At 44.3% G+C, this 12823-nt stretch carries 13 protein-coding genes; 8 read left to right on the top strand and 5 right to left on the bottom strand.

The features are described 5' to 3' along the window. Positions 1-54: 54 nt before the first annotated feature. Both K339_RS0126360 and K339_RS0126355 read right to left on the bottom strand, forming a co-directional pair. A complete protein-coding gene (locus tag K339_RS0126360; protein ID WP_028526284.1) occupies positions 55-1368 on the bottom strand; it encodes an NAD(P)/FAD-dependent oxidoreductase in 1314 nt (437 codons plus the stop codon). A gap of 169 nt (positions 1369-1537) precedes the next feature. Further along, positions 1538-2671 (bottom strand): 5-(carboxyamino)imidazole ribonucleotide synthase, encoded by a 1134-nt coding sequence (locus K339_RS0126355; protein WP_084332322.1) that lies wholly within the window; start codon positions 2669-2671, stop codon positions 1538-1540. Positions 2672-2900: 229 nt separating this feature from the next. Between K339_RS0126355 and bcp the strand changes: the two genes are divergently transcribed. The 8 genes from bcp (at position 2901) to K339_RS0126315 (ending at position 11310) form a co-directional block, all read left to right on the top strand. Then, complete coding sequence (gene bcp, locus K339_RS0126350; protein ID WP_028526282.1) at positions 2901-3350, top strand: thioredoxin-dependent thiol peroxidase; 450 nt, start codon at positions 2901-2903, stop codon at positions 3348-3350. 130 nt (positions 3351-3480) lie between these two features. Further along, positions 3481-4338, top strand: coding sequence for a transketolase (locus K339_RS0126345; RefSeq protein ID WP_221225533.1), 858 nt, complete (start codon positions 3481-3483; stop codon positions 4336-4338). 2 nt (positions 4339-4340) lie between these two features. Beyond that, positions 4341-5297, top strand: coding sequence for a transketolase family protein (locus K339_RS0126340; protein WP_028526280.1), 957 nt, complete (start codon positions 4341-4343; stop codon positions 5295-5297). A 9-nt stretch (positions 5298-5306) separates the two neighbouring features. After that, positions 5307-5864, top strand: a complete 558-nt coding sequence (locus K339_RS0126335) for an RNA polymerase sigma factor (protein WP_028526279.1) — start codon at positions 5307-5309, stop codon at positions 5862-5864. Between the two features lie 71 nt (positions 5865-5935). Beyond that, positions 5936-6373 (top strand): hypothetical protein, encoded by a 438-nt coding sequence (locus tag K339_RS0126330; RefSeq protein WP_028526278.1) that lies wholly within the window; start codon positions 5936-5938, stop codon positions 6371-6373. A 21-nt stretch (positions 6374-6394) separates the two neighbouring features. Then, a complete protein-coding gene (locus tag K339_RS0126325) occupies positions 6395-6832 on the top strand; it encodes a Spy/CpxP family protein refolding chaperone (protein WP_028526277.1) in 438 nt (145 codons plus the stop codon). Between the two features lie 112 nt (positions 6833-6944). Continuing rightward, positions 6945-9587 carry an alpha-L-rhamnosidase N-terminal domain-containing protein gene (locus tag K339_RS34900; RefSeq protein ID WP_051398271.1) on the top strand — a complete coding sequence of 881 codons (2643 nt, stop codon included), beginning with the start codon at positions 6945-6947 and terminating at the stop codon, positions 9585-9587. 25 nt (positions 9588-9612) lie between these two features. Continuing rightward, entirely contained in the window at positions 9613-11310 is a 1698-nt protein-coding gene (locus K339_RS0126315; protein ID WP_028526276.1) for a M14 family zinc carboxypeptidase, read from the top strand. A gap of 262 nt (positions 11311-11572) precedes the next feature. Here K339_RS0126315 and K339_RS0126310 read toward each other — a convergent pair whose 3' ends face one another. The 3 genes from K339_RS0126310 to K339_RS37645 all read right to left on the bottom strand — a co-directional run. Then, positions 11573-11884: a hypothetical protein gene (locus K339_RS0126310; protein WP_028526275.1), complete on the bottom strand. Its 312-nt coding sequence runs from the start codon at positions 11882-11884 to the stop codon at positions 11573-11575. 9 nt (positions 11885-11893) lie between these two features. Beyond that, the gene (locus K339_RS0126305) at positions 11894-12511 is read right to left on the bottom strand and encodes a hypothetical protein (RefSeq protein WP_028526274.1); all 618 of its coding nucleotides are present in this window, start codon (positions 12509-12511) and stop codon (positions 11894-11896) included. Between the two features lie 9 nt (positions 12512-12520). Further along, positions 12521-12823: hypothetical protein (locus tag K339_RS37645; RefSeq protein WP_028526273.1), on the bottom strand; the 303-nt coding region annotated here is incomplete at its 5' end.

Raw genomic sequence — 12823 nt, 5'->3', positions numbered from 1 at the left:
GGAAGAATGGTTTTGGGAGAACAAGAAAAGTAAAAAAACAGGAAGAATGGTAAACTACACCGCTTCTTTCACGGGAGTATCTTCGCGTTCTTTCTGTACTTTTGGCTTGATAATCAGGCGCAATGATTGATCGTAAGTGACATAATTCCAAAGCCAGTTGATAAAAATCAAAAGGCGGTTTTTCACCCCTACAATCGAAATCAAATGGACAAACATCCACGTCACCCACGCAAAAAAGCCCTGAAACTTCCAGAACGGTAAATCCACCACGGCCAAGTTACGCCCAACCGTAGCCATCGAACCTAAATCTTTGTACGTAAAAGGCTGCATTTCTTGGCCTTTCAATAATCGACTGAAATTTTTGGCCAACAACTCCCCTTGCTGCATGGCGGGTTGTGCCAACTGCGGGTGTCCATTGGGATATTTTTCTTCGGTCATCAATGCCAAATCACCCAACGCAAAAACGTTAGAGAAGCCTTCTACCTGATTAAAACGGTTGACTTTAATACGCCCACCACGGCCGTACACTTCCGTTGGGATGCCATCGATGCCGTTGGCTTTTACTCCTGCCGCCCAAATCAAGTTGTTGGTACGCAGGCGGTCGCCCGTGTTGGTGTACGCATATTTTCCGTCAAAGTCAGTAATTCGCATTCCGAGACGAAGGTTGACGCCCAAATCAGTAAGGTACTCTTTGGCTTTGACCGACGCCTCTTGCGACATCACTTCCAGTACCGCAGGTGACGATTCGTAGAGGTAAATCTGCATCGAATCGAAGTTCAACTCTGGATAATCTTTTGGCAAAATATGGCGTTTCATTTCGGCCAATGTCCCCGCAATTTCAACCCCCGTTGGCCCACCACCTACAATGACTATATTCATTAGTCCCAACCGTTCTTCGAGCGACTGGGAACTCAAGGCATCTTCGAAATTTTGTAGCACCCGATTCCGAATCGCCAGGGCTTCGCTGACCGATTTCATCGGCATGGCATTTTCGATGATGTTTTTCATTCCAAAGAAATTAGTATCAGCTCCCGTCGCCAACACTAAATAATCGTACTCAATCGCCCCCAAACCTGTCTCAATCACGTTGGCTTCTGGGTTGATGTGCTTTACTTCCGTCACTCGGATGTGTACATTCTTTTTTGATTGAAACACTTTCCTCAACGGAAACGAAATAGAACTCGGCTCTAACCCCGCCATCGCCACCTGATAAAACAAGGGCTGAAATTGATGGTAATTATTTTTATCAACAAGTACGATTTGTACATCTGAACGTTGCGAAAGCTTGCGTGCAAGCACAAGCCCACCGAAACCCGCACCAACGATGACGATGCGCTTAAGTTCGGTTTTGGGAAGATTGGGAGTCATGTTTGAAGAAGAAGTGAGCAAATAAGCAAGTTGGCAAAAGGCAAATAAAATGTTGATTTAGCTTACCTTTTCTGGCTTATTTGCTCAATGTATATTAAATGGCGTTATGAACATCGGAAACCAACACAGCTTCCTATCTCAAGAACACATCCAATGGGTGGTTGGTTCTTTATTTTGTCACTACTTTCAGCGCTCCTTTTACCCACTCCGCTTTTGTTTTTAGCTTTGCTAGGCTACTGTCGGTCACGGTGATATGGCCCATTTTACGGAACGGTTTCGTGATTTTTTTACCGTACAAAAAAGGAAACACACCCTGCGTGGCAAGCACTTTGTCCATGCCTTCGTAATGGGCGGGGCCAGTGTGCCCTTCTTCGCCTAACAAATTCACCATCGCTGCGGGGGTGTAAGCTGTAGTATCACCCAATGGCAGGTTGAGAATCGCCCGCCAATGCTGCTCAAACTGAGACGTTACATTGGCCCGAATCGTATGGTGACCGCTATTGTGCGGACGAGGTGCTACTTCATTGATAAGTACTTGACCTTCTTTGGTCAAAAACATTTCAACGGCCAACAACCCAACGATGCCAAGTGCTTCTGCCGTCTTTTTGGCGAGGCTTTCGGCTTGTTGTTCTACTTTGGCTGATATTTCCGCAGGGGCAAACAGGTATTCGACCAGATTGGCTTCGGGGTGAAATACCATCTCTACAGTCGGGAAAGTGGCCATCTCGCCTTTTTCGTTCCGCGCGACAATCACTGCCAATTCCTTTTCAAAATCAACCGCTTTTTCCAGAAGTCCTGGGGCATCAAACGCTTTATCAAAATCGGCGGGGGTGGCAATGCGTTGCACTCCTTTACCATCGTAGCCATCGCGGCCTAATTTGTGAAAAGCAGGCAGAAAATCAACATAATTGGCCACGTCAGCCCGATTATCAGTAAGGATAAAATCGGCGGTTGGCAAACCGTGTTCACGATAAAACTGCTTTTGGGTACGTTTGTCCTGAATCAAGCGAATCAAGTGAGGCTGCGGAAACACCTTTTTTCCCTCTCGTTCGAGGGCTTCGAGCGCATCCACATTCACCTTTTCGATTTCGATGGTTACAACATCTACGTCTTGCCCAAACTGATACACTGCTTCATAATCTTGCAACGAGCCTGTTACAAACTCAGGAGCAATGGGAGCGCAAGGGGCATCGGCTGCATCAATGATTTTTACGTTCAAATTCCAATCAATGGCCGCTTGCAACAGCATTAATCCCAGCTGTCCTCCGCCCAAAACGCCTACTTTTTTGTTAGTATCAAACACTGTTATCTGTTATTTTTTGTCTTTGTGTATTTATTAGATCAAACGCAGTAAAATATAGAAGCCCTATTTACTCCTCATTTTCTACTAAGATTTAGCCTCGCTGAGGCTACTTTTTTTAAATGCGTTTAACCTGGTTTGGGGACAAAGTTACAGACTCCTTTCACAATAATTAGTATCTTGCGGCCTCAAAACAATTCTAACTGAGAATAACCCCTTCACGCAGTACGACATGGCACTTCAAGTTGGTGACAAAGCGCCCTCAATTGAGGCCAAAGACCAAGACGGCAACTCCATCAAACTCTCTGATTTCCAAGGCAAAAAGATTGTTATTTATTTTTATCCCAAGGATAGCACCCCTGCTTGTACTGCTCAAGCTTGCAGTCTTCGCGACAATTATGAGGCGTTACTTGCCAAAGGCTTTGCAGTACTGGGCGTGAGTGTCGATGACGAAAAATCACACAAAAAGTTTGCTAACAAGTATAGTTTGCCCTTCCCACTCCTTGCCGATCCTGACCACAACATTGTAGAAGCCTTCGGAGTTTGGGGTGAAAAGATGCTATACGGGCGGAAGTACATGGGCACGATTCGTACGACATTTATCATTGACGAAGCAGGCGTGATTCAAGAAGTCATTTCAAAAATCGACACCAAAAACCATGCTGCACAAGTACTTGGATGAGGTAGTCATTGAGGGTTAAAGACTCCGTTTGTGAAAAAATCTTGTTTTTTCTAAGTAATTATCCTTAAAGTGTCACTTTGACAATTATATTTGCAACAATTTCCAATCTACCAATACTTTACTAATCCAAATGACTGAGCTACAAAGCATTGCTTCGCAAGTAAGACGCGATATTTTACGAATGGTTCACGGCTGCCAATCAGGCCACCCAGGTGGGTCGTTGGGCTGTGCCGATTTGTTAGTGGCCTTGTATTTTCAACAAATGAAAATCAATAACCGCAAAGGCAAAGGCGGATACTTGTCGTTTAACATGGATGGCAAAGGAGAAGACCTTTTCTACTTGTCAAACGGTCACATTTCTCCTGTTTTTTACAGCGTTTTGGCCCGTCGTGGGTATTTTGATGTAACAGAACTCGCTACTTTCCGTAAACTTAATTCACGTTTACAAGGCCACCCCACAACGCACGAGCACCTTCCAGGTATTCGTATCGCTTCTGGTTCGTTGGGACAAGGGCTTTCAGTAGCTATCGGATCGGCACTTTCAAAGAAATTAAACGGTGACAAAACACTCGTTTATTGTTTGATGGGCGACGGTGAGCAACAAGAAGGCCAAGTATGGGAAGCCGTTCAGTTTGCACCTAACAACAACGTCGATAACCTCGTTGCATTTGTCGATGTAAACGGCCAGCAAATCGACGGTTCTACCAAAAAAGTAAACGATAACCGCGATTTGGGAGCTAAATACAAAGCATTTGGCTGGCGGGTATTGCACGTAGATGGCAACAACATGGACGAACTCACCACTCTTCTTCGCAAAATCAAGCGTTTGGTAGGTAAAGGCCAGCCTATCGCTGTGATGATGAAAACCGAAATGGGCCAAGGTGTTGACTTTATGATGCACTCGCACAAGTGGCACGGTGTAGCACCTAACGATGCTCAATTGGAACAAGCTCTTTCACAATTAGAAGAAACTTTGGGAGATTACTAAAAATGAAAAAATACACGTTCACAGAGAAAAAAGACACTCGTAGCGGTTTCGGTGCGGGTATGCAAGTATTAGGTCAGACCAACCCTAACGTCGTTGCGCTTTGCGCCGACCTCGTGGGCTCGTTGAAACTTGACGCGTTTATCAAAGAAAACCCAGAGCGCTTTATTCAGTGCGGGATTTCGGAAGCCAACATGATTGGTATGGCGGCTGGACTTACCATTGGTGGTAAAATCCCGTTTGCTACCACTTTTGCCAACTTTGCTACTAGCCGCGTATATGACCAAGTACGCCAAAGCGTAGCGTATTCGCACAAAAACGTAAAAATCTGTGCTTCGCACGCAGGTCTTACGTTGGGAGAAGACGGAGCTACCCACCAAGTATTGGAAGACTTAGGAATGATGAAAATGCTTCCTGGTATGACCGTTATCAACCCATGTGACTACAACCAAACCAAAGCCGCGACCATCGCCATCGCCGAATATGACGGCCCTGTGTATTTGCGTTTTGGTCGTCCCGTAATTCCAGTTTTCACTGACCCTGATCAAAAATTTGAAATCGGAAAAGCATGGATGGTCAACGAAGGTACCGACGTAAGTATCTTTGCGACAGGCCATTTGGTGTGGGAAGCGATTCAGGCGGGTGAAATGCTCGAAGCAGAAGGCATCAACGCCGAAATCATCAACATTCATACCATTAAACCTTTGGACGAAAAAGCTATCTTAGCTTCTGTAAAGAAAACGGGTTGTGCTGTTTCGGCCGAAGAACACCAAGTAGCGGGTGGCTTAGGCGACAGTATCGCTCAGGTGTTGATTCAAAAACACCTTGCTCCGTTGGAATACGTAGGAGTAAAAGATACATTTGGCGAAAGTGGTACGCCTGCTCAATTGATGGAAAAATACGGTCTTTCGGCCAAAGCCATCGTGGAAGCCGCCAAACGTGCTATCTCTCGAAAAAAATAAGCGTCGCGCATGACTGACCAAACCATTATTGAGAAATTTGCCAATCCTGAAAGCCGTAATTTTGCTTTCAATCAACTGGTTCGTAAGTACCAGCAAAAAATGTATTGGCACATTCGCAAGATGGTGATTGATCACGATGACGCCGATGATTTGACGCAAGAAACCTTCATAAAAGCCTGGCAGTCGCTCGAAAATTTTCGCGGCGACTCCCAGCTTTATACGTGGCTTTACCGCATTGCCACCAACGAATGTCTCAATTTTTTGAATAAAAAACGTCGCCGCTTTTTTCTTTCTATCAACGACGTTGAGGGCGAACTACTCGAAAAGCTAGAAAGTGCCACAGGCCATTCCGACTACCCCATCGCTGGTGACGAAATTCAGCTGAAACTGCAAAAAGCCGTACTTACGCTGCCCGAAAAGCAGCGTTTGGTCTTCAACATGAAGTATTTTGATGACCTTACTTACGAAGATATTTCTGAAATTACGAAAACCTCCGTGGGCGCATTGAAGGCGAGTTATCACCATGCTGTAGCAAAAATTGAGAAGATTTTAAACGGGGAAGATTAAACTTTATTGTCGCAGGTTTGTCAAAAACAAAAAAGGAATCGTAAAAGGGCATTGGGCCAACTACCACATCCATGAAAAAGATAAAACTGGAACAACTTGACCGCAAACTTCCGTTTGAAACCCCCGAAGGATATTTTGACAAACTTCCTTCACTGGTTCAGACGCGTTTGCACGAGCATATCGACGAAAAAGAAACCAAGTTTACCATCGGTTGGTCGTGGCGCCGTACGGCCATCGTAGGAGCAGCGGCCAGCGTGGTTGGGGCACTTTTGTGGGTGACATATCCCCAAAAACAATTGTCGCTGGGCGAAGAAAGCCTCAGTCAAGTCTCTGATCAAGAAATCTATAATTATTTAAAAGATACCCAAATTACCCAACAAGAAATGGGCGAACAAACGTCTCTCAATGAACTTTATTCCAACGAAGACGTATTGTTACAACAACTCAACGTCGATGACGAAGCCCTTCGAAAAGCTATTCAGGAAGCAGATATTGAAGAAAATATTTAGTAGTCAACTTACATACCAACCATGAAAAAGTTACTGTTTGTCGCCATCGTTTGCCTTCTCACCCACGCCGCTGTGGCGCAGGATGGAGGAAACCAAAAAATAGAAAACGCCAAAATTGGGCTCATCACCAATCGCCTCAATTTATCTGCCGAACAATCCCAGCAGTTTTGGCCCATTTACAACGATTTTGACGGGAAGAAAAAAGAGATTCGCAAACAAATGCGTCGTCTCATTGTCGAAACCAATACCTTGACAACGCCCGACGAAAAAATCCTTGCCAATATCAAAGAATCGCTGAATTTGCAGCAAAAAGAAGTTGATTTGGAGAAAGAATACGTCACCAAATTCCTCAAAGTTATCAACGTCAGGCAGTTAGCAGAGCTTTATAAAGCAGAACAGATGTTCACACAAATGCTTTTACAACGCCTCAACCGCAACCCACGTTCGGGAAAAGAGTAATTAAAAAAATATGTCGTATAAAGGTTAGGCAGGGCAATGCAAATTCCCTGCCTTTTTTGTTAAAAATCCGTGGGCTTGTGTAACTTGTAGGCGCATTTACCTAACCTCACGTATGATAGATTTTACTACATCCCGCCGTACGTTTCTGAAAAATTCGTCAGTCAGTAGCCTTTCTTTATGGTTAGCTCCGAACGCTCCAGAAACCTCTGCGCCCTCTTCTTTGCCAATTTCCCCACAACCTTTTATTGACCCCTCGCCTGCCCTCGCCCTTGATTTAAGCCCCGCCAAATGGATTTGGTACCCAATGCAGCGATGCTTGCCCAATACCGTAGTGCTTTTTAGAAAAGAATTGAATTTACCTTCTAAGCCCCGCAGCGCAAAAGGGTATATCATTGGCGATAGTCGGTATCTATTTTTTACCAACGGGCAACGTATTCAGTTTGGCCCTGCCCCTTCAGATCCTCGTTGGACAGAAGCCGACCCTCTTGACCTGACCAATCACCTCAACGCAGGAACCAACGTTTTGGGCGCGCAGGTGTTGTTTTATGGACACGGTGATGGGACATGGCCCGTGGGAAAACCTGGGTTTATTTTTAAAATTGACATTGAATTTGCCAACGGAAATACCCTTCAAGTAATTTCGGATGGCACTTGGCAAACCCTCATTGCGCGCAGTTGGCCACCTGGGCACTACAAACGCTGGTATTTACGGGCTTTTCAAGAAGAATTTGACGCGCGCCATTACCCCCACAAATGGTACACCACCGAATATGTCCCGTTTGAAGAATGGCTTTTGGCACAAGAACTCAACAACCCCGCCAATAAGCCCCCCATCAACAGTACCTTCAACGAATATGCCTTAGACATCAGTGGCCGCGTGGAAGCGTCGCAACTACGCAGCCGAAGTATTCCACTGCTCAAAGAAAACCTCGTTTCGGTTACAAAACTAGCCGAATCCATGACCGTTCGATGGAAACGAAGTCCGCAGGAATATTTTGAATTTGGTACGCCCGATGCGTACGTTGTTCAGCGCCTACCGTGTGTGGTGAGTAGTACACCGCAAAGCTGGACTGTTAATGTGGACAAAGACCGTGGTGCCATTTTGACATTTGAGTTGAAGGAACAGGTCGTAGGCTTTCCGTATTTTACCATTGACGCCCCTAGCGGTACTATCATTGAGTTGATGGTCCAAGAAGCTCATTTGGTGGGCGGCGAACCGCTTCTAAATACCAAATTTAACTCTTGGACGCGGTTTATTTGCCGTACTGGCACCAACCGCTTCGAAACCTTCGATTACGAATCATTGCGATGGTTACAGCTTCACATTCACGGGAGCGAAGGGCAAGCCGTTGTGAGCAATGTGGGCGTTCGCCGTCGGCAGTATCCTTGGCCTAATCCTGCCCAAGTTCAGTGCAGCGATGCTAAAATTCAAAAAGTGCTCGAAGCTGCGATTAATACCTTGCATAACTCATGTCAAGAAACGATTGTCGATGGAATGGCGCGCGAACGTCAGCAATACAGCGGCGATTGTGGCCACCAAATCCATAGCCTCCAAAACACCTTTGGCGACCGACTTTTACACGCTCGCTTTATCAACACATATAGCCAAGGAATCACCCTCGACGGGTATTTTCTGGACGCTTGGCCAGCTTTTGACCGACTCGCGCGCGTCATGGAGCGGCAAGTAGGTCTGACTCCTTGGGGGCCTCTGCTCGACCACGGCGTGGGTTTCAATTTCGATTGTTGGTATTATTACCTTTATACGGGCGACAAGCTCGCTTTGACAGAAGTGATGCCTCGGCTGGTTAAGTTTTTTAATTATCTCCTCAAACTTCGTGCTTCCAACGGCCTGCTTCCTGTCGAAAATTTGGGAGTTCCAACCGTTTGGATTGACCATGATGCCTACAAAAAACAACGACATAAGCAATGCGCATTTAACCTTTATACGGCGGCTATGATGCAAAAGGCTTTCGCTCCGCTTTGCGATGCCATGGGAATGAGCGACCTTGGCAATAAAGCTCGCGCCGTTGGAAACGAAATTCAGGCCACGACTGTAAAGCTGTTTTGGAGTTCGGCCAGAGGAATGTTTATCAATAACTTACCTTGGATAGCCGAAGAAAAAGAAGAGCGCATCTGTGACCGTTCGTTGGCTACGGCCATTTTGTACGACCAATGCCCCGAGGGAATTACCAAATTTTGTGTAAAAACGCTGGCCAATCCGCCTGCTAATTTGGGTCTCTCCTACCCCGCCAATGCCAACTGGCGCTACTGGGCACTGGCAAAGGCAGGAAATGTCCAACCCATCATCGACGATTTTCGGACTCGTTGGTACGGAATGGAGTCTGTAGCTGAGAACAACACCTTAGCTGAAACATGGCACGTTCGTCACGATACTACACAACAATGGAGCCATTGCCCCGTAGCCCCCCTTTTTGTTACCTACATGGGATTGGCGGGCATTCAGCCGCTTAGTCCCGCCTTCAAAAAAGCCCAAATTCGCCCCCAATTGGGTGATTTGGACCAGCTTTCTCTCATCAACTACACCACCCAAGGTGCTATTTTATTTAGTGCAACGGGTAAACTTGGCAACCGAACCCTCGAAGTTTCACTTCCGCAAGGATGCGAAGCGGAGCTTGTGGTACCTGTAGCCGAAGAGCTAAAAAGCCTGCCTGCCATTGGGCAACCTACCAACGGCCTTCGGAAATATCGTTTAACTTCGGGTCGTACCCACACATTTATTCTCAAAACCATCTAACAAACTAATCAATCAATCACACCGCATGAAAAAAGTGCTACTATTGCTTTTGTGGTCGCCTATTTTATGGGCACAAACCATTTCGTACGAAACCAGTAAAGGCCAAGAAACGGCTACTTACGACGAAATTATTCGCTTCTATCAGGCTTTGGACAAAAAATACGACCAAGCGTCGCTGATTGAAGTAGGCACGACCGACATCGGCAAACCTATCCATTTGTTTGTACTTTCGGCCAACAAAATCTTTAAACCACAAGCAGGAAAAGTTACCTTATTGGTCAACAATGGCATTCACCCAGGCGAGCCCGAAGGAATTGACGCCAGCATGATGTGGGCGCGGGAATTGTTGGAGAAGAAAGCCATTCCTGCCAATGTCGTGCTCTGTATTGTACCTGTTTACAACGTGGACGGCGCGCTCAATCGCGGGGTTTCACGCATCAACCAAAATGGCCCTAATACCTATGGATTCCGTGCAAATTCACGAAACTACGACCTGAATCGTGATTTTATTAAAACGGATTCAAAAAATTCGGCGTCGTGGCAACGGATGTTTCAGGCGTGGAAGCCTCACATTATTATTGACAACCACACCTCCAACGGAGCTGATTACCAACACGCGGTCACGTATTTTTCGACCCAAAAAGACAAATTCAACGCGCAGGTTTCGGGCTTTTTTAGCAAAGAATTTAATCCTGCTCTCGACCAAAAGCTCTCTGCCTCTGGCTTCCCTCCCGTTCCGTACGTCAATGCGTTTGGCGCTACACCCGAAACGGGTTATTTGGGCTTTAACGACGGGCCACGTTACAGCTCTGGGTACGCGTCGTTGTTCAACTGCGAAACTTTTGTGGTAGAACTTCACATGCTGAAGGATTATCCGACACGCGTCAAAGGAACGTATGCGTTTATGGAAATTACGTTGGAGCTTGCCGCAAAGCACGCCAACACGATTGTCGCCAACAAACAAAAAGCGGATGCGACCGTCGCGGCTCAAACAAAGTTTCCGTTGAGTTGGAAATTGGATCGCTCGGTGGCCGATTCTATTACATTTAAAGGGTTTGCGGCCAAATACAAGCCCAGCGAAGTGAGCGGACTTAATCGACTCTATTATGATAGAAATGAGCCGTTTACCAAACGAATCCCTTTTTACGATCACTACGTCCCTGATTTACAAATAGAAAAACCAACATCTTACATCATTCCACAAAGTTGGGGACGGGTGATTGAGCTTTTAAAACTCAACGGTGTACAAATGCAAACACTGCCAAAAGATACCGAAATGGAAGTAGAGGTATATTACATTGAAGACTACAAAATCCCCGCCAAACCTTATGAAGGTCATTACAATCATACGGGAGTAACGCTCCGTAAGGAAACCCAAAAATTACCGTTTTACCAAGGTGACTACGTCATCATGACCAATCAGCCGAGCAATCGATACATTGTCGAGACACTTGAACCGCAAGCGCCCGATTCGTTTTTTTCGTGGAATTTCTTTGATAGTATTTTGGCTCAAAAAGAGCACTTTTCGGCCTATGTGTTTGAAGATGTGGCGGCCGACTTGCTCCGCAAAGACGCAGCGTTGAAGCAGAAGTTGGAAGAACGTAAAAAAGCAGACGAAGCTTTCGCCAAAAATGGTGCCGCGCAGTTAGAATTTATCTACAAAAACTCTCCATATTCGGAGAAATCATACTTGCGGTATCCTGTGTATCGCTTGCCGAAGTAGTCATTGTATCAGGGGTTTGAGTCGGCTCGTCTGACTCAAACTCATCTTCGCCGAAGTAAAAAAATGGATCCATGTTATGTCGGGGTTTGTTTTGACAACTGTCTTTGTCATATATACGCAAAACATACCCTCATGTCACATTTTTTCAAATAAATATTCTAATTATATCTTTATGGTCAGACGATAGTCAGACCCGAAGACTGCTTTCCTAAGTCAACTTTGAACTCGGTCTGACTATCGTCTGACCTTGTCCTTCACGTTACTACGTCGCTACGTCTCCTATCACAGTACTAGTCTCAGAAAATTGGGCTAATTCAATTACAAAGCCTAAACTGCCAGAAAGTGTGCCTTCAAATGTTCTTTTTCTTTCTTTACTAATGTCTGTCACTTCTACGGGATTGCTTATAGCTGCCGAAAAAACCAAAGTATCCCCTATGTTCAAGGTATCTTTAAGGTTTGAAACCAATACGGGTACATTAACTCGATGCTGGTCTTTATCAAAACCAATATCGAAAATACTACATCCATAGAGGGTCACAGAAAATACAATAAAAATAACAGCTATCTTTTTCATATTTCGTCTTTAACGTACATAAAAAAGCACCCTTTTATCATCAAATGAAAATTTATTTTTATGGTTATCAGTCAACTTATGGTTTAATTCTTTATTCGTAAAATAAGGATAAATATGTCCTTCCAAATTATTATTATTACTTTTTATAGTAACAAACTCCTTGAATAAATGTAAAGAATATAATCCTTTTTTTAATGGAACAATTTTGAATTTAAAACTAAACTTACCTGAATCAAATTCAAACTCAATAGAAGGGAGAATTCTGCGAAAGAAACCTTTCTCAGCAATAAAATTAAGAGTAAAAGGTATATCTTGAATCGGTATTATATCTCCCATCACAGTATTAATATCAGAAAATTCGTTTAATCCAATTTCAAACCCTACACTTCCGGAAAGTGTGCCTTCAAATGTTTTTTTTCTTTCTCGACTAATGTCTGTCACTTCTACGGGATTGTTGATAGATGCCGAAAAAACCAAAGTATCTCCTATGTTCAAAGTATCTTTAAGATTTGAAACTAATACAGGAACATTGATTCGATGCTGATCTTTATCAAAACCAATACCGAAAATACTACATCCATAGAGGGTCACAGAAAATGCAATAAAAATAACAGCTATCTTTTTCATATTTCGTCTTTAACGTACATAAAAAAACACCCATGTATCATTATATCGAGGTGGATCTTTACGGTTAGCAGTCAACTTATGATTTAATTCTTTATTTGAAAAATAAGGATAAATATGCCCTTCCAACTTATTGTTATTATTTATTATAGTAGTAAACTCTTTGTCTAATTGCAAAGCATATAATCCTTTTTTTAACGGAACAATTTTGAATTTAAAACTGAACTTACCTGAATCAAAATCGAATTCAATAGAAGGGGGAGTTGTGGGAAAGAAACCTTCATCTGCAATAAAATTAAAAGTAAAAGGTCTATC

Origin of the sequence: Runella limosa DSM 17973 (assembly GCF_000482465.1) — a bacterium.
GTDB classification, from domain to species: domain Bacteria; phylum Bacteroidota; class Bacteroidia; order Cytophagales; family Spirosomataceae; genus Runella; species Runella limosa.
This window is presented reverse-complemented; position numbering and strand designations above follow the sequence as displayed.